The organism is Paenibacillus sabinae T27, assembly GCF_000612505.1.
Lineage (GTDB): Bacteria > Bacillota > Bacilli > Paenibacillales > Paenibacillaceae > Paenibacillus_AQ > Paenibacillus_AQ sabinae.
On the sequence record NZ_CP004078.1, the window covers coordinates 1,379,725 to 1,398,395 of the forward strand.

Sequence of the window (18,671 nt, forward strand, 5' to 3'; positions counted from 1 at the left end):
GTAAAGGATATTGATGGAAATTCAATTCCGATAACTTACCATGTAGGCAGCGGTTTTTCTTTTGATCCTGATAACCCTGACTATCGCACTTCTTTCGTTGATAAGACGGGTTCCACATTCCTTCCCAGGTACAATTTACGGCACTGGATAACAGAGTCTCAGTATTGGGACGAATACGCTATCATTCCACTATCATTTACAGCTAATATTTCTCCGGGTTTAAAGTTAAGCGGTATTTATTTTTACCAGGACTTCACTGAATCCTATAATGTGGTCAATTGGTGGGAAGATTTATATAGTATGAAGGGCTATCATGAATATACGGTAAGCGATTCCAGAGTGTTTACACTGACGACCAACAAAGCCCCATCTCTAACGCTCACTTCTGCCTCTGGACAAACCATTATGAATGAAACGGGGTTCAGCAATTATAACCTGGAAGGCTATGTTCAAGATCCGGATAACGACACCCTGAATGTGATTGCCGAGATTCCAAATGTCTTTTACAAAAAAATTTCACTTTCCAGCACCGCATCACCCAAAACGTTTAGTATCCCAATAGACGCGATTACGGACGGGTTGTCTCCGGGAACCTACACGATAAACGTAAAAGCCGTAGACCCATTGAACAAGAAGGCTGAGGCCTCAAGCAGCATCACGGTCACAAAAAGGCTGAAAAACAAGGCTTTCTTCCTAATCAATGAATCGGTCAGTATTTCCGGCTCTTATTCCGACTATGAAAGTGATCCAAAGTATGCGGAGCGGTACAAATATGAGCAGGACCCGAATCTTTTTGACAATCCGATGGGTTTGATTTCGGACAATGGACTATGGAGAAGCAGTAAATATACATCTTTCCCGTATACCGGCGCTTATGTGGCAAGCTTTCAAAACCGAGATACCCCACTGAATGACGACCGGTTTGACGAGTATAGAAAATGGAGCCGGGACAACCTATCCAGCATGACTTTCCTGGTACACCGAAAACCCATTGCGTTGTTCACGGCCAAATTGATTAACGGCAACGTGACTCTTGCCGACAAGTCCTATGACCTGGACCATATCACGGCTCCCTCGAAGGGAATCTACGCGTGGGAATGGCAGTACAAGAAAACTTCGGATGAAGTCTGGACGGACGCACAGCTCTCTTCGCTTCCGAGCAGCGATCAGTACGATATCCGGCTTCGTGTGCGGGATATTGACGGACCGGATGGGATCGGCGTATGGAGCGACTGGTACCAGGTCACGGTCGGCAGCCCAAGCAATTTGCCTCCGGTCGCGCTGTTTACCGTAACGCCCAACTATGTCAGCCACCGAAGCAGCACAACGATTGCAGATCAATCCTTTGATCCGGACAATGATTATCTTGATACCTATGAGTGGCGAGTGATCAAAGACGGCTGGCAGCAAGTCTGGTATCATTACGGCGGACCAACGACTCCACCCAACATTGCAGGTTTTGGCACAGGCAACTACGAGGTTACTCTTAAAGTTCATGACAACCGCGGATTATGGTCCGATCCGTATTCGCAGTCTGTTCAGGTGGTCAATTCGCCCCCGGTTGCCTCCTTTACCATGCCGACCGAGTTGTACCGGGATTCGGTCGTAGCCATGACCAATACAACCCCTGATCCGGACGCCGATGGCGAAGCGCTTATCTACGGCTGGAACGGCAGATTAAATGGGGGTTCTTATTATTACGCGGGCGGCAACCGCAATCAGAATATCAATATCCGCAGCTTAATTACGCAGATGGGACTGACCGAGAAGCAAGCCGTTTCGGACGGCTGGGAAATGCGTTTGTCGGCCTTTGACGGGGTTTTAGGCTCTAACGCAACGCGGCTCTTTACCGTTCTGAATCACATCCCGAGCGCGGCGATAAGCGGTTCTGACACGGCGACTCAATACAATACCTATACGTACACGTCAGCCGATGAAGACGGAGATCCTTCCGACGTGAGCAGCCTACAGTATTATTGGCGTATCACAGATTCAGACGGGAGCAAGGAAATGCTCCGGACGCAAAATGTGCAGCTCACCTACGATAAGCCGGGAGTTTACACATTGGAACATTGGGTTGTGGATCAGATCGGAGATAAATCCAATATCGCTACGCTTAAGGTGAATGTGGCTGAGAATAATCCGCCCTTCATGACCCTGACCACCCCGGCCGGTACAAGGGACAACCCTTCGATCATCGATGCCGAGCAAGAGGGCGACCCGATGATCAAGTGGACCTATGCCGATCCGGAAAACGACGAGCAGGAAAAGTACCGCTTGGAATTTTACACAAAGGATGGATTGTTGGCCAAAAGCGTTGAAAATACAGATGGTTCCGGAAACACCAGACAATATAAAATGCCGGACAACTCTCTGGAGCGATTTCTGTTCTATACCGTACAGGGCCGGGCTTTTTCCAAAAACAACTGGTCTGAAATCTCCAATGAAAAAGCCTTCATCATCGACAACCCGCCGGTTCCCGGTTTCACCTTGATTACGGACACTGGAAAAGATGCAGCCCTCACGCCGATTTTCCGGACTGATGTCTTGCAAATTACAAGCACGGCGCATGACGATGATCAGTCGAAGGGGGACAGCCTGATCTACAAGTATTACCTGAAACCGAGCGGGGGAACCGAAGGATTAATCAGCGCGTCCGATAGCTTTACGAAACAATTCACAACGAACGACGCGTTTACCATCCGTCAGGTTGTGACCGACTCGCTGGGGTTATGGCGGGAAGTCTCTCATTCATTCATCGTAAAAAATCGGGCTCCCGCGGTGAATCTCACCTATCCAACAAGCGACACGGCAGTCAAGCCAACGATTGCCAGTACGATGACGCCGATTATCAAATGGAGCTATTCCGATGATGACAATGATGAGCAGCAGCGGTACCGGGTGCGTATATTGGATGCGGCAACTGGCAGCCTAATTGTTCAGTCCGGGGAACAAATCTCGAGCCAGAAGCAGTGGATCGTACCGGCCGGGGCGCTTGTGGAGAACCATAAGTATGCGGCAGAGGTTGAGGCATTCGATGGCTTTGATTGGAGTGCTGCTTCGCCGCAAAAATACTTTATGGTTAACTTGCTGAGTGTAAAAGGCGGCGTAAAGCATACCGCGGAGTGGAACAATAACCGCCAGAATTATAACCTAAAGATGTCGGGTGACCCTGATAGCCCGCGGGCTTATAATGTATTTTGGGCCGGAGAGAAATTTATGCTTCAGGCGAACGCTACCGGGCTGCCGGATACGATTGACGTTTCGATGGATGGCGGATTTACGGCGCAGCTGCATCCTGCGGACAGTGACAAGACATTTTGGACGGGTGAGCTCTACGATTCATCTTTTGAGAAGCTGCCGAACGGACCTGTGACCTTTACCTTCACGGCGAAGAACGAATATAATACGAAGATCGACAAGGTAACCGTGATCATTTCGGAGAATTGGAGCGAATATTTCCGCAGTCATCGGGTGAAATAAGAATGGGAGAAAAGCTGAATTATCCTTCGATCCGCCCAAAACTCAGTGTATAAAAATTACCAAGCTGCGAAACTTAAAGGGTTGAAGCCCCTGGTTCGCAAAAACATTGGTAATGCTTCCACATTAGTGATACAATAATAGTCAAAATGACATTCTTGAGACTTAGAGGAGGACTATTTGAATGACTGAACAACAGGCAAAAGAGCAAGCGATCCAAAAGGATGAGAACTCCGCAGTCGACAATCTGGCGATTACGACGATCCGCACTCTGGCCATCGACGCGATTGAAAAAGCCAAGTCCGGCCATCCCGGCATGCCGATGGGTTCCGCTCCTATGGGTTATCAGCTCTTCGCGAAGACGATGACTCATAACCCTGATCATCCGACCTGGATCAACCGCGACCGGTTCGTCCTGTCCGCCGGCCACGGCTCCATGCTGCTGTACAGCCTGCTGCATCTTAGCGGTTACGATCTGCCTATCGAAGAACTGAAGCAGTTCCGTCAATGGGGCAGCCTTACGCCGGGCCATCCGGAATTCGGCCATACGGCGGGTGTCGACGCCACAACAGGTCCGCTCGGCCAAGGGATTGGCATGGCGGTCGGCATGGCAATCGCGGAAGCGCAGCTCTCCGCTACGTACAATAAAGATCAGTTTAATGTGATCGATCACTATACTTACGCCATCTGCGGCGACGGCGACCTCATGGAAGGCATTTCTTCCGAATCCGCTTCGCTGGCGGGTCATCTTAAGCTTGGCAAATTGATCGTACTTTATGATTCGAACGACATTTCGCTTGACGGCGAGCTGAACCTCGCATTCTCCGAAAATGTTGCCAAGCGCTTTGAAGCTTATGGCTGGCATGTGCTGCGCGTGGAGGACGGCAACGATCTTCCGGCCATCGGCAAGGCGATCGCGAACGCGCAGGCTGTCACGGACAAGCCTACGCTTATCGAAGTGAAGACTGTAATCGGCTACGGCTCCCCGAACAAGCAGGGCAAAGGCGGACACGGCGGCACACACGGTTCTCCTCTCGGCGCCGAAGAAGCAAAACTGACCAAGGAATTCTACAAATGGGTATATGAAGAAGACTTCTATGTGCCGGATGAAGTCCGCTCCCTTTTTGCCGAAGTGAAAGAAAAAGGCATTACAGCAAACAAAGAGTGGGACGAGAAGTTCGCAGCATACAAGAAGTCTTATCCTGAACTGGCTGCGCAGCTCGAAACGGTATTGAACGGAGACCTTCCTGAAGGCTGGGACACCAAGCTGCCGTTCTACCAAGCGGAAGACAAAGCGGTATCGACCCGTGTGGCATCCGGGAATGCACTAAACGGATTAACTGCGGGCGTGCCTCAGCTGTTCGGCGGCTCCGCGGACCTGGAAAGCTCCACGATGACTCATCTGAACGGGCTGGCTTCCTTTACACCGGAATCCTACGACGGCCGCAACATTTATTTCGGCGTCCGCGAATTCGGCATGGCTGCGGCCATGAATGGTATTGCGCTGCATAGCGGACTCAAAGTGTTCGGCGGCACGTTCTTCGTCTTCACGGACTATCTGCGTCCGGCGGTCCGTTTGGCTGCGATCATGAAGCTGCCGGTTACTTACGTACTGACTCATGACAGTATCGCTGTCGGCGAAGACGGACCTACGCACGAACCGATCGAACAGCTTGCTTCCCTGCGCATTATTCCGGGGCTGACCGTTGTCCGTCCTGCCGATGCGAATGAAACGTCTGCCGCTTGGGCTTACGCGGTAGAGAACAAGGGTAATCCGGTGGCGCTCGTGCTTACCCGCCAGAACCTGCCGATTCTTCCCGGTACGGTGGACGGTGTGCGCGAGAACATCAAGCGCGGCGGCTATGTGATCTCCGATGCCAAGAACGGCAAGCCTCAGGCGCAAATCATTGCTACAGGCTCCGAAGTACAACTGGCCGTTAAAGCTCAAGCCGCTCTGGCCGAAGAAGGCATTGATGTCCGCGTAATCAGCCTTCCAAGCTGGGATCTGTTCGAGAAGCAGGATAAGGCTTACCGCGACTCCGTCATCCTCCCGGATGTCAAAGCGCGTCTTGCAATCGAAATGGCTCAAACCTTCGGCTGGGAACGCTATGTCGGCGATCAAGGCGACATTCTGGGCATTACCACATTTGGCGCTTCCGCTCCCGGCGACACGGTTATTAAAGAATATGGCTTCACTGTGGAAAATGTCGTTAACCGCGTGAAGGCTTTGCTGTAGAATAATTGGGATAGCGGGAATTAAGGGGGGAAACACAAAAAAATGAGTCAGTTTAACAACGCTACAATCCAAAAAGAAGCCAATGTCTACTATGACGGCAAAGTAACCAGCCGCACGGTAATTTTGGAAGACGGCCTCAAGGTGACGCTTGGCATCATGCTTCCGGGTGTGTATGAGTTCGGTACAGACGGACCGGAAACGATGGAAATTCTGTCCGGCAAGCTCAAGGTTCTGCTGCCTGGTTCCGAAGTATGGCAGGAAATTGACGGAGCGGAGACCTTCCATGTGCCCGGCAATTCGAAATTTTCACTTGAAGTATTTACAGTGACGGATTACTGCTGTTCTTACCCGAAGAGCCTGTAAATCGTCAGGAACATTATCCTAACGGAGAGAGCATTCCCGCCTGAAGAAGGCGAAGGGTGCTCTCTCTTCTTTTTATAGACGTTAACTCAAGCTTTTTCGTTATATTCAAATATTCAAAAATAACAGCCCGCAGACGATGAATAAGATGATAGATTCATACATCGATCTAAGGGGCTGGAAACGCTGAAACGAATGTCGTATAAGTCAACCTATTATTCTCTAATTCTTTTCCACATTTTACTGCTGTCTGTCGTTATTTTTCCAACCGGTGAGGCCCGGGCCTCCGCCGATATCGTAAATCCAAAACAAGTCTATTCCTATTCCGTCATGCAGCGAGATATTGAGAAGCTGGCAAACGAGTATCCTGACCTGGTTTCCGTCCGGACTTTAGGTCAGACCGCGTACGGAAGACAACTGTGGGCTGTAAAGCTTGGCCGCGGGGATTCGGTGCTGTTCCTGAACGGTTCGCATCACGCCCGGGAATGGATGACAACCGCACTGCTGATGAAAATGATTGATACATACGCTCAAAGCTATACTCTCGACAAGTCAATCGGACCCTATAAGATCAGGGAGATCCTGAACCGCGTCAGCATCTGGATCGTGCCGATGGTTAACCCGGACGGGGTAACATTGTCTCAGCAAGGGACCGCCGGTTTGCCAAAAAACGCAGCTGCAATGCTGAGCCGCTATAACAGGGGCAGCGCCGATTTTACCCGTTGGAAGGCCAATATGCAGGGACTCGATCTGAACCGCCAGTATCCGGCCAATTGGAGCACGATGAAAAATGCGGTCAGCTACCCGAACTATCAAAATTACAGAGGAACAAAGCCGGTCCAGGCGCCTGAAGTCAAAATGATGATGGATTTTACGTATAAAATAGATCCGGACATTACGATTTCTTACCACAGCTCCGGCGAAATTATTTTCTGGAATTATCGGACGCTTCCCGCAAACCTGGCGCGCGATTGGGAGATCGCATCCTCGCTGGCACGGTTAACAGGCTACAATCTTGTCCGACCGGAAAAAAATCCATCGGGAGGAGGCTATAAGGACTGGTTCATTCAAGAGTTCGGACGTCCGGGCTTTACGATTGAAATCGGAAATTACGCGGGGGAGAGCAACCTGCCGCTGAGCGCCTTCGGAAAAGTATGGAACGAGAATAGACAGGTTCCGTTATATACCGCTTCGCAGACGTATAAGCTATGGCTAAAGCGGCAGAATGTGCAAATTCTGAATCAACACATGAGTTTGTTTGCAAGTACGCCGGTTTATCAGGGGGCAGGTACCGCCGCGTCTTCTTCGGTTACCAGTCCGCATGACGTATTGACGCTTGCCCGAAAAGGCGACTGGTACCAAATCAAGACAGAAACCGGTGCCGGATGGATTCATCCCGCTCCCGGTCAGCTAGGGATTGTGGAAGAAATCGGTGCGGAAGCCGATATCAAGCAAAAAGCCGTGTTGCGCAAATATCCCGATGCTTTTGCTCCAAAAGTCGCCTATTTGTCTTCGCAAAGCCTTAAAGTAACGGGCCGGATCGGCTCATGGCTCCGTGTCGATTTAGGACAAGGGGAGTGGTGGCTTGATGGCCGCGAGGTGGTTCTCCGGTGGCCTGTGGAACCTGCCAAGACGGACAATGCGGAAGAGGGAGCGGCTGCTGCAACTGAAGGCGCCGGAGCTGAAAGTGCCGGACCGGAAAACGCAGCGAATAGCGCCGGACCGGATAGCACGGCACCGGAGACGACGCCGGCCCCTTAACCGGCCGCTAATAAGCCGCCTTACGCGAGGCGCCGGCGATGGCAGCAGGGCGCGGATTACGCCCCAACTCGAAACTTTAAAGCCGCCCGAGTACACAAAAGCAGCCTGCCCCATGCAGATCGAATTACTGCATAGAGGCAGGCTGTTTTTATCTTATATATGATTTCGAGCTCCGCCGCCCTTATTCGCCGATTTTGCGGCCGATCCAGGCTTCGTAGGTTTTTACGACAGCCGAGAGATCTTCCTCGCCGCTCCCGCTGTTGTAGCCCGCCTGAAACAGGCTCTTGGCCAGTTCCAGGGCCGGGGTAGGCACTCCGCTTGCGTCGCTCAGCGCGGAGGCCAGCTTCAGGTCCTTCAGCATCAGCCCTAGCGAGAACTGGTTGCTGAAGTCGTTCTCGATAATCTTGCGGCCCTTCAGTTCAACCTGCTTGCTGCCGGCCGAGCCGTTCCGTATCAGCTCCAGGAACTTGTCCGCGGGCACGCCGGACTTCACTGCGATCGAGAAGCCTTCAGCAAGCGCGATATTATGGATGCCGACCATCGCGTTATGGGCCAGCTTCGCTGCTGCCCCGCTGCCGTTCTCGCCCATGTGAAGCAGCAGCTTGCCCATGGCGTCGAACACATCGCGGCTCGCTTCAATAACATCGGCGCTGCCGCCGACCATGAAGACGAGCGTACCTTCCACCGCGCCCGGCTTACTGCCGGTTACCGGAGCGTCGAGGAAATGCGCGCCCTTATTTTCGACAGCGGCCGCGATTTCCTTGACCAGCCCCGGCGAGATTGTGCTCGAATCGATCACGACCGCTCCCGGCTTCAGAGCTTCCAGAATCCCTTCCGGCCCGTAATAAATCTCGCGGATCGAATCGTCATTGCTGACCATGGTAATAATAACGTCCTTGCCTTCAGAGGCGGCCTGCAGAGAAGCGGCGGCTGTGGCGCCTTCCGTCACAAGCGGATCACTTTTTGAGGCCGTACGGTTGTACACTGTTACCTGAAATCCTGCCCGCAGCAGGTTGGAGGCCATGGGCGCTCCCATCGTACCGAGTCCGATAAATCCGATTTGTTTCATAAATTTTCACACCTTTGCTATTAGAGGTAGCAGAAGAACGGAAATAACTGCGGAAGTAGGACTGAACCAGTTCCGAATCAGCATATTTCCCCGGACTTCCAGCCTAATCTTTTTCATTTTAGCACGAGCTGGAGAGAGGTTCCAACCCGCACAAGCCACTCCTGCATGGGAAACGCTTCCGTCAAAGGCTCCGTTTTTATCAAAATGATACTTTTGCCTGTGCCCTAGGACCTTGCCAGCCCAGTGAAATTAAAGTATCCTATTATAAAGTTGTTACAATTCGTGTCAAATCGAAAGCTAAACAGGAGGGTTCCATAACCGATGTCCAAAAAAATCAGTTTTGATTACAGCAAAGCCCTGTCCTTCATCAATCAACACGAAATCGACTATTTTGCAGCACCAATCAAATTAGCCCATGAGCAATTGCATACCAAAACTGGTACAGGTTCCGACTATACCGGATGGATTGATCTTCCCCACAACTACGATAAAGAAGAATTCGCCCGCATCCAAGCGGCTGCGAAGAAAATTCAGAACGACTCCGATGTACTGATCGTTATCGGCATCGGCGGTTCTTACCTGGGAGCCCGCGCAGCGATTGAATCGCTGACCCATTCCTTCTACAACAATCTGGAGAAGGGCAAGCGGAAGACGCCTGAAATTTATTTTGCGGGCAACAATATCAGCTCGACTTATCTTACGCATTTGATTCAGCTTCTTGAAGGCAAGGACTTCTCGGTCAACGTCATTTCCAAGTCCGGCACGACTACCGAGCCTGCGATTGCTTTCCGCGTATTCCGCGCAGAGTTGGAGAAGAAATACGGCAAGGAAGAAGCGCGCAAGCGGATCTACGCCACAACCGACAAGGCAAGAGGCGCTCTTAAGACACTTGCCAACGAAGAGGGCTATGAATCGTTCATCATTCCGGACGATGTGGGCGGACGCTATTCCGTTCTGACGCCGGTTGGTCTGCTGCCGATTGCCGCTGCCGGCATCGACATCGAAGAAATGATGAAGGGCGCAGCAGCCGCAGCAGACGAGTTCAACAATCCGGATGTGGCAACGAACCAAAGCTACCAATACGCCGCCGTCCGCAACGCGCTTTACCGCAAAGGCAAAACGACGGAAATTCTTGTCAACTACGAGCCATCGCTCCATTACGTATCGGAATGGTGGAAGCAGCTGTTCGGCGAGAGCGAAGGCAAGGACTTCAAAGGCATTTATCCTTCTTCCGTAGATTTCTCGACCGATCTGCACTCGATGGGCCAATTTATCCAGGAGGGCAACCGCAACATTTTTGAAACGGTTATCCAAGTGGATCAGGTTCGGGAGCATATTACAATCGAGAGCGATCCGGACGATCTGGACGGATTGAACTTCCTGGCCGGACAGACCGTGGACTTCGTGAACAAGAAGGCGTTCCAAGGCACGCTGCTTGCGCATACGGACGGACAAGTTCCGAACCTGGTTGTCACGATCCCGGATCAAACGCCATACAGCTTTGGCTATCTCGTATACTTCTTTGAAAAAGCCTGCGGTATCAGCGGATACCTGCTTGGCGTCAACCCGTTCGACCAACCGGGCGTAGAAGCGTACAAGAAGAACATGTTCGCGCTGCTCGGCAAGCCGGGCTATGAAAAGGAAAAAGCGGAGCTCGAGGCCAGACTTACCGAGTAGATTGCCGTTTCTCATCTCATAACACACTACAGTAATCCATCAGGGAGCAGTCCATTAGGTAATCCAATACCGCGGGCTGCTCCTCGTATATACCAAGATTACAGCGAGTAAGGAATGAATGAACAATGCTGGAACAATACCGGACGGTGCGTTCTTCCGGTTCCAAGGAAATCGTTATCCGCAAATCGCGTTTTATCGGACATGTCATGCCGGTAGAGACGGAAGAAGAAGCGGTTAAGTTTATTGAAGACATCAAGAAGAAGCATTGGGACGCCACGCATAACTGTTCCGCGTATATGATCGGGGAGCGGGATGAAATTCAGAAGCAGTCGGACGACGGGGAACCGAGCGGTACGGCAGGGAAACCGATTTTGGAAGTCATTCGGAGCCAAGGCATCAAAAATGCGGCTATAGTCGTCACACGTTACTTCGGCGGAATCCTGCTTGGAGCGGGCGGCCTCATTCGGGCCTACACGGACGGCGCGGTACAGGCGCTGGAAGCCGGACCAGTGATCACCCGCGTTCTGCATCGTGAAGTGTTTGTGGAACTGGACTATACCTGGCTTGGCAAGGTTGAGAATGAACTGAGAGGCCGGGGGACCAAAACCGGGGAAACGGAGTTCACCGACAAGGTCAAGCTGACATGCCTGCCGCGGAATGGTGAAGCCGATGCCTTCAAGGCATGGATAACGGATTTAACCCAGGGACAAGCGGTTGTAACGGAGGGAAGACAGATTTATTACGAAGAAGGGGAATAATAACTATGGCTAGAAGAGCAGTGGAACAGGAGTTGTCGAGGGAAAGGATTCTGGAGGCGGCAAGACATCTTTTCATCACGAAAGGTTATCGGGCCATCTCCATGCGCAGCATTGGTCAACATTTGGGATACAGTCATGGATCCCTTTATTACCACTTTAAGGAAAAAGCAGAGCTGTTCTACGCGATTGTAGTTGAAGACTTCAACCGTTTGGCCGAGCTGCTGGACGAGACGATGAACAGACCTCCGGAAGAGGGAGTAAGCAAGGTGGAGCAGCTGATGCTGGAGTTTATCCGCTTCGGCTTGGACCATCCGTATCAGTACGAGATTATGTTCATGATCCGGGACGAAGAGCTGCTGGCATACTGTAGAGCGGAACAAGGGAAGTGTTTCGATTTATTCTCCGGTATGGTGCGCCGTTATTTAAAAGAAGAAGGCTATGTGCCTGAGGACTGGCAGAGTGTGCCTCTGACGATGTTCCTGTCGGCCCACGGCTTTATTTCGTACTACATTCAGGACAAGATCCAGTTTGACGATGTAAAATCGGCGGCGATGTCGCATGTCCGGGTGTTGTGCCGCAGCCTGTAGGGGGATATTTTTTCATCCTTTTACGCTTTATGGCTGTGAATTGGTAATCGGTTGCTCCTCTGCTACGTAAAAGCGAAAAGGTGAAGCATAAGTTAAAAGGCCGATTCGGCGTTTAGTTCCGAAAACGGCCTTTTGCTTGAAATATCAGAAATTATAAGCTTCGCGCTTATCTTTAACCTGATATTTTTACGAGAGACGGATGCCTTCCTCTTCCAGAGGACGGCGAAGCCGTTTCTTCTTGTGTCCTGCCTTACCCTTCAATGATTTTTACATAATATTGCCGCCGTCTCGGGCCGTCGAATTCGCAAAAATAAATACCCTGCCACCGTCCCAGCAGCAGCTCGCCTTCGTGGATGATGATGCTCTGGGATGGCCCCGCCGTTATGGATTTGAGATGCGATGCCGTATTGCCTTCCGCGTGTCGGTATTTGGGATGCTCCCATGGATATACCTCGTCCAGGCGCATTAGCACGTCATGCTTCACATCGGGATCGGCGTTTTCGTTGATCGCGATGCCGGCTGTTGTGTGGGGGCAGTATACAACCGCTATACCGTTCTGGACGCCGCTTTTTCTTACATACGAAATAACCTCTCTGGTAATATCTCGCAGCTCATCCCGCTTGCTTGTAGCAATTTCTGCCGTGTGCAACACTAACGGATTCCCCTTTCTTAGTCGATTTCAACCCGTTCACAACTATTTTACCCCAAAAAGCTTCGAAAGTAATTGACGATGGCAAGAGGAGGGTGGTAAAGTAGTAATAATTATTAAACCCAGTATGTTAATAGGAATTACAGATCGCCTGAAATGGCGAGTATACCGACCCGTCAGCCGGAGGTAGGAGGATTATCTGTTGAATTCGCTGCTTAGACACAAAGGATGGACCTGGGGATTCCGAACCACGATTTTGCTGTACTTCGTCGTATTGATCGTGCTTCCGATTCTTGGCGTCTATTACAACTCATTTTCACTCGGTTTCAAAAATTTTGCCGAAAGCATATCTGATCCCATAGCCTGGAAATCGGTGCTGCTCACGCTAAGGCTTGCGCTCCTTGCGACCATTATCAACGTCGTTCTGGGCACGATGATCGCCTGGGTGCTGGTCCGCTACAAATTTCCCGGAAGGTCGCTGCTGAACAGTATGGTGGATCTGCCTTTCGCGCTGCCGACGGCGGTCGGGGGGCTGATGATTCTGCTCCTGCTCGGACCGGGAAGCCTGATCGGCGGAGCGGCGGAAGCGCTCGGGCTGGAAATCGTCTTTCATCAGCCGGCCATTGTCATCGCGATGGTGTTTGTGACCTTTCCGTTCGTCATCCGGGCGGTGCAGCCGCTGCTGGAAGAGCTTGACCCTTCCGAGGAAGAAGCAGCCTACACCATGGGCGCCACAGGCTTCCGGGTGTTCCGGCAGGTTATTCTGCCATCCATGGCGCCGGGCATGATCGGAGGAGGAATGCTTGCCTTTTCCAGGGCGCTTGCCGAATTCGGGGCCGTCGTATTGGTGGCGGGCAATATCCCGGGACGTACGCTCGTATCTTCGGTGTTTATCTACGGCGAAGTGGAGAGCGACAATCCGACCGGAGCTGCAGCCGTTTCTATTATTTTGCTGACGCTCTCCTTCCTGATTCTCTGGCTGATCAACATGGCGCAGATGAGGGGGAGAAGAGCATGAGAAGGCTGTGGATCGGACTTACCTATATCGTTTTCTTTCTGTTAATAGCCGCTCCTCTTGGAAAAATTATCTCCAATGCCTTCAGTAACGGCCTTTCCGGATTCCGGGATGCCCTGACAAGGCCGGAAGCGCTGCATGCGCTGATGATGACGGCGCTGGTCGTGGTAACGGTGACGGTGCTGAACACCGTGTTCGGCATCATGACGGCTCTGTATCTGGTTCGGGCCGATTGGCTCAGCCCCCGGCTGAAAAGCCTGCTGAACAGCATCGTCGATCTTCCGTACGCGGTATCGCCCGTCATCGGCGGATTGATGATTGTCCTGCTGCTTGGCCCGGACAGCCCGCTTGGGGCGGTGTTTGAACAGATTGGCTTCAATATCGTCTACGCTTTTCCAGGGATGGTCATCGCCACACTGTTCGTCACATTCCCGCTAATGGTCAGGGAAGTGATGCCTGTTCTGCAGGAAATTGGCGGGCAGCAGGAGGAGGCCGCTTCGACGCTCGGCGCGTATGGGTGGAAGACCTTCTGGAAGGTAACCTGGCCTTCGATTCAATGGGCGGTGACCTACGGCGTCATTCTTACGGTTGCCCGCTCGCTGGGGGAATTCGGGGCCGTGCTCGTCGTATCCGGCAACATTATGAATAAGACTCAGACAGCGACGACGCTGGTTTACCAGGATGTCGAGAATTTCAATGTAAGTGCGGCAGGCGGCGTCGCGCTGGTATTGGCCGCTTTTTCGGTAGGACTTCTGCTGCTCATGGAATGGAGCAAGAAAAGAAAGGAAGTGCGTTGACATGCACGTGGAAGTGCGCGGACTTAACAAGCATTTTGGCAATTTTCATGCGGTGAAGGATGTCAGCTTCGAAATTACAAAAGGTCATCTGATCGGCCTGCTCGGCCCGAGCGGAGGCGGCAAAACGTCCATCCTGCGGATGCTGGCGGGTCTTGAAACGCCGGATGCCGGCGAAATCGTCTTTCATGGACAGGTGGTCAATAATCTTCCGCCGCAGGAGCGCGGCATTGGCTTCGTGTTCCAGAACTATGCGCTGTTCAAGCATATGACAGTATATGACAATATCGCCTTCGGGCTTAAAGTGAAAAAAGCGAACAAAAGCTTCATCCGCGATCGGGTTATGGAATTGGTGGAGCTGACAGGGCTTAAAGGTTTCGAGAAGCGGTATCCGCAACAGCTCTCCGGTGGTCAGCGCCAGCGGGTAGCGTTCGCCCGGGCGCTTGCGCCAGAGCCGCAGCTGCTGCTGCTCGACGAGCCGTTCGCCGCGATCGACGCCAAGATCCGCCAAGAGCTCCGCTCCTGGCTGCGGGAACTGATTGAGCGCGTAGGAATCACATCTATTTTTGTAACGCATGACCAGGATGAAGCGATTGAAGTTGCAGACGAAATCATGATCATTAATCAGGGCCGTCTGGAGCAGAAAGGCACGCCTTGGGATATTTACAAGGAGCCGAAGACGACGTTCGTGGCGACCTTTATCGGCGAGTCGACGCTGATCGAGAATGCGGCCGAATTGAAGGGATTCAAGCCGGCGGAAAGCAGCAAGCCGACCAAAGCGCTGATCCGCCCCGAGTACATCGAGGTAGGCGAACTTCAGGACTTTAAAATGGCTTCGGCAACCGAGAAAGGCATTGTCAAGCATCTGCAGTTCCGGGGCAGCGAATGGCTGGTTGAGGTCGAAGTGAACGGTCATAAGCTGGTGACCTACCGTTCGCTGGAGAAGGAAACGCTCCAGGTGGGGCAGGAGATTGCCGTACTGGTGCACCGCGCTTACCTGTTCAATGACGAGCGGAGCTGGATTCAGGAGAACAGCCTGAAGGAAGATCCGATGCCGGTATATATTTAAGACCCGTTTCCCCGCAGAGGAATCGGCGTTATCTGAATTGGCGCCGAGCTGGACTTCACTTTGCGGGGTGAATTTTGGCGTGGCAACTTGGGAAGAAATGAGGCTTGGAAATGAAGCTTTTCAGAAGGAGCAGACAACTTCACGGATGGCTGGCTGTATTGCTGCTGGCGCTGACGCTTACCGCTTGCGCAGCGGAAGAGAAAAGCACGGCGACGGATGCCGGGGCAAAAGGCGATGTAACCTTGGTTATTGGCGCTTACAGCGTGGCGAAGGATGCGATGGCGGATATTTTGCCGCTGTTTGCGGAGAAATGGAAGGCTGAGACTGGACAAACGATAGCGTTTCAGCAGTCATACGAGGCTTCGGGGACTCAGGCCCGGGCAATCGCTGGCGGATTCGAGGCCGATGTGACGCTTCTGGCGATGGAGGGCGATGTCAACAAGCTGGTCGACGCGGGGCTGGTGAACCCATCCTGGAAGGAACGGGGCCAGAACGGCATGGTGACGCGTTCGATCGTCGTGATGGGCACGCGCGAAGGCAACCCGAAGGGGATTAAGGATTTTACCGATTTGACGAAGCCCGGTGTAAAGGTGCTGTACCCCAATCCGAAGACCTCGGGCGGCGCCCAGTGGGATATCAACGCGATCTACGGCGCCGGACTGAAGCAGTCGGAGGAGAAGGACGGGCAGAAGGAACCGGAGGCGGCCAAAGCCTTTCTGGCAGACGTCCACGCCAATGTAGAGTCGCTGGACAAGAGCGGACGGGCCTCGATGGCGGCGTTCGAGTATGGCGTCGGCGATGTTATCGTAACCTATGAGAATGAACTGCTGGCGCGGATTGCCAAGGGAGTGAAGTATGAGGTGGTCATTCCCAAGGATACGATTCTGATTGAGAATCCGGCGGCGGTAGTCGATAAATACGCCGATAAGCACGGCACACGGAAGGCGGCCGAAGCTTTCGTCGATTTCCTGGTGTCGCCTCAGGCGCAGGAGATTTTCGCCGAGCATGGATTCCGGCCTGTTGATCAGCAGGTGTACAAGGCCAATCAGAGCCGGTTCCCCGTCCCCTCGGGGTTATTCGATATCGACTATTTAGGCGGATGGGATAAGGTCCGCAGCACGCTGTACTCGAAACGGGGCGTATGGTACCAGGTGCTTGCGGGAATTTAAGCCAATGAGAAAAAGCAGACAACCCTTTATGAGAGAGGGCGGTCTGCTTTTTTTATTAATCCCGGAGAACCAACTTTTCGCCTCATTAGGCAGACAGCGCTTTCCTATTTTATAATAAAGACAGGCTGAAATTTCCAAGCGAATAGAAGGGGAGTAGAGAAATGGATACGTTGAAGTTTCTGGGTACGGGCGACGCCATGGGAACGCCAAGGGTGTACTGCGGCTGCCCGGTATGCGAAGAAGCGAGATTGAGCGGAACGAACGCGCGGCTGCGGTCCTCCGTGCTGGTCGAGAGCAGTGACGATTTCTTCGTGATCGACTGCGGGCCAGACTGGCGCCGTCAGATGGAGAGCCTTGGCATTCGCGTTATGCGCAGGCTGCTGGTGACCCACCCTCACTTTGACCATATCGGCGGTCTGCCGGAATGGGCGGATGCCTGCCGCTGGGTTGGGATCAAGGGTGAGCTGTATGCACCTGCGGAGGTTATTCCGGTTATTTTGCGGCAGTATCCCTGGCTGGGAAGCCATATCGAACTGAAGCCTCTTGATGAGGGGATCGAGCTGGACGGGTGGCAAATCGCCGCCTGGAGGGTAAACCACGGCAAGAACGGCTACTCTTACGCTTTTCGTCTGGAAAAAGAGGGCTACGCCTGGGTGTACTGTCCGGATTCGATCTCCCTGGGAGACGAGGAGACCCGGTTAATGCGGGAGGCCGATCTGCTTGTGCTGGGTACAAGCTTTTATCATGAGGAAGCCGAACTGTCGACCCGTTCTGTCTATGACATGACCGAAGCGGCCGAGCTGCTAGCGGATGTGAAGCCGCGGCGGGCCGTTTACACGCATATGTCGCATGACGTGGATTTGCGGAAGGCGTATGACCTGCCGGACAATGTGGAGCTGGGGTATGCGGGCAAGACCGTGCCGCTGGGGCACCGGATCGAAGAATAACGTTTTGGCCCTTGGGCAAATCAAACATGAATTTAACGAAAGCCGTCACATTGGTGTGACGGTTTTTATGCGTTTTTTCGATTAAATATCCACAAATCACCAAGGATTCTAGTTTAATCATTTACATTGTTAATTATGCAAAATATCATAAAAATGCAATGGCTTTCCAGGAAGCCAATCCGGATATCAAGCTGGACATTGAAACGATTCCCTATAACGATTACCCGGTAAAATTAAGCACGACCGCGGCTGCGGGCAAATTGACGGATTTGATTCTGATGATCGGCGGAGGTTCCACGTTTGAACAGGCCGCCCGTTCCGGAGCGCTGATGCCGATTGACGATATGATGGGCAACTGGAAGGAAGATTTTTTACCGTCCTCGAAAATCAAAGAATTTAATGTCGATGGCAAGCAGTACGGGATTCCGGGCGAGGTTTCATATGCTACGGTCATTTTTTACAAAAAAAAAATAATGAAGGATGCGGGTTATACCGAGTTTCCGAAGACGTATGAAGCTTTCAAAGCGATGGTGAAGGATCTGAAGGCCAAAAATATTACGCCAATCGCCTATGGCAATAAAACGGGCAGCGTCCTGCTGGCGTCTCTTCTGTCGCCTCTTAATGAAAGAATCTCGGGGACGGATCTTTATGCGAAAATCAAGTCGGGAGAACAGAAGTTTACCGACCCGGATTTTATGAACGCTCTGAAAGATATCAAGGAACTTTCCGATATGGGAGCATTTAACGTTGATCTGAACAGTATTGACAATGTGCAGGCGACCAATCTGTTCCTCTCCGGCAATACAGCTATGTATATAGACGGCAGCTGGGGAGTCAAGCAAATTTCCATGGATAAGGCTGCGGATTTTGAAGTAGGCTTCGCCGTATTCCCGCAGATCGAGGGAGGCAAAGGCAGCATGTCCACGATGCCGGGCGCGACGAATCAGGGGGTTGTCTTGAACGCAAAGCTGGACGAGACCAAAAAGGCGGCAGCCGAGAAGTTTTTGCAGTTACAGTGAACAATCCTACCAAAATATTATCCGGTCCGGAAATATGGTTCCGGCCAATGTAGAGGCGCCTGCGGATATCGATCCGCTGTT

Annotated in this window: 15 protein-coding genes; 13 read left to right on the forward strand and 2 right to left on the reverse strand. The window is 52.2% G+C overall.

Features of this window, described 5'->3' with window-relative positions; translation table 11 throughout:
* The first annotated feature begins 300 nt into the window (after window positions 1–300).
* The 4 genes from PSAB_RS06340 to PSAB_RS06355 all read left to right on the forward strand — a co-directional run bounded on the left by PSAB_RS06340 (window position 301) and on the right by PSAB_RS06355 (window position 7,837).
* The gene (locus PSAB_RS06340) at window positions 301–3,483 is read left to right on the forward strand and encodes a glycoside hydrolase family 78 protein (RefSeq protein WP_025333737.1); all 3,183 of its coding nucleotides are present in this window, start codon (window positions 301–303) and stop codon (window positions 3,481–3,483) included.
* A 181-nt stretch (window positions 3,484–3,664) separates the two neighbouring features.
* Complete coding sequence (gene tkt, locus PSAB_RS06345) at window positions 3,665–5,716, forward strand: transketolase (protein ID WP_025333738.1); 2,052 nt, start codon at window positions 3,665–3,667, stop codon at window positions 5,714–5,716.
* 42 nt (window positions 5,717–5,758) lie between these two features.
* Window positions 5,759–6,079 carry a pyrimidine/purine nucleoside phosphorylase gene (ppnP, locus tag PSAB_RS06350; protein WP_025333739.1) on the forward strand — a complete coding sequence of 107 codons (321 nt, stop codon included), beginning with the start codon at window positions 5,759–5,761 and terminating at the stop codon, window positions 6,077–6,079.
* Window positions 6,080–6,271: 192 nt separating this feature from the next.
* Window positions 6,272–7,837, forward strand: a complete 1,566-nt coding sequence (locus tag PSAB_RS06355; protein WP_025333740.1) for a M14 family metallopeptidase — start codon at window positions 6,272–6,274, stop codon at window positions 7,835–7,837.
* A gap of 181 nt (window positions 7,838–8,018) precedes the next feature.
* Here PSAB_RS06355 and PSAB_RS06360 read toward each other — a convergent pair whose 3' ends face one another.
* The gene (locus tag PSAB_RS06360) at window positions 8,019–8,906 is read right to left on the reverse strand and encodes an NAD(P)-dependent oxidoreductase (protein ID WP_025333741.1); all 888 of its coding nucleotides are present in this window, start codon (window positions 8,904–8,906) and stop codon (window positions 8,019–8,021) included.
* A gap of 321 nt (window positions 8,907–9,227) precedes the next feature.
* Here PSAB_RS06360 and PSAB_RS06365 point away from each other — a divergent pair, with 321 nt between their 5' ends.
* From PSAB_RS06365 to PSAB_RS06375, 3 genes are all read left to right on the forward strand, one after another.
* Window positions 9,228–10,583: a glucose-6-phosphate isomerase gene (locus tag PSAB_RS06365; RefSeq protein ID WP_025333742.1), complete on the forward strand. Its 1,356-nt coding sequence runs from the start codon at window positions 9,228–9,230 to the stop codon at window positions 10,581–10,583.
* Window positions 10,584–10,708: 125 nt separating this feature from the next.
* Window positions 10,709–11,341, forward strand: coding sequence for a YigZ family protein (locus PSAB_RS06370; protein WP_025333743.1), 633 nt, complete (start codon window positions 10,709–10,711; stop codon window positions 11,339–11,341).
* 5 nt (window positions 11,342–11,346) lie between these two features.
* Entirely contained in the window at window positions 11,347–11,928 is a 582-nt protein-coding gene (locus tag PSAB_RS06375) for a TetR/AcrR family transcriptional regulator (RefSeq protein WP_025333744.1), read from the forward strand.
* Between the two features lie 250 nt (window positions 11,929–12,178).
* Here PSAB_RS06375 and PSAB_RS06380 read toward each other — a convergent pair whose 3' ends face one another.
* Window positions 12,179–12,580, reverse strand: a complete 402-nt coding sequence (locus tag PSAB_RS06380; protein ID WP_025333745.1) for a secondary thiamine-phosphate synthase enzyme YjbQ — start codon at window positions 12,578–12,580, stop codon at window positions 12,179–12,181.
* Window positions 12,581–12,779: 199 nt separating this feature from the next.
* Between PSAB_RS06380 and cysT the strand changes: the two genes are divergently transcribed.
* The 6 genes from cysT to PSAB_RS06410 all read left to right on the forward strand — a co-directional run bounded on the left by cysT (window position 12,780) and on the right by PSAB_RS06410 (window position 18,590).
* Entirely contained in the window at window positions 12,780–13,595 is an 816-nt protein-coding gene (gene cysT / locus PSAB_RS06385) for a sulfate ABC transporter permease subunit CysT (RefSeq protein ID WP_025333746.1), read from the forward strand.
* Window positions 13,592–14,389 (forward strand): sulfate ABC transporter permease subunit, encoded by a 798-nt coding sequence (locus tag PSAB_RS06390; RefSeq protein ID WP_025333747.1) that lies wholly within the window; start codon window positions 13,592–13,594, stop codon window positions 14,387–14,389. Before cysT ends, PSAB_RS06390 begins: the two co-directional genes overlap by 4 nt.
* Window position 14,390: 1 nt before the next feature.
* The gene (locus PSAB_RS06395) at window positions 14,391–15,455 is read left to right on the forward strand and encodes a sulfate/molybdate ABC transporter ATP-binding protein (protein ID WP_025333748.1); all 1,065 of its coding nucleotides are present in this window, start codon (window positions 14,391–14,393) and stop codon (window positions 15,453–15,455) included.
* 110 nt (window positions 15,456–15,565) lie between these two features.
* The gene (locus PSAB_RS06400) at window positions 15,566–16,624 is read left to right on the forward strand and encodes a sulfate ABC transporter substrate-binding protein (RefSeq protein WP_025333749.1); all 1,059 of its coding nucleotides are present in this window, start codon (window positions 15,566–15,568) and stop codon (window positions 16,622–16,624) included.
* A gap of 161 nt (window positions 16,625–16,785) precedes the next feature.
* Window positions 16,786–17,571 (forward strand): MBL fold metallo-hydrolase, encoded by a 786-nt coding sequence (locus PSAB_RS06405; RefSeq protein ID WP_025333750.1) that lies wholly within the window; start codon window positions 16,786–16,788, stop codon window positions 17,569–17,571.
* Between the two features lie 125 nt (window positions 17,572–17,696).
* Entirely contained in the window at window positions 17,697–18,590 is an 894-nt protein-coding gene (locus PSAB_RS06410; protein ID WP_264370900.1) for an ABC transporter substrate-binding protein, read from the forward strand.
* Window positions 18,591–18,671 lie beyond the last annotated feature (81 nt).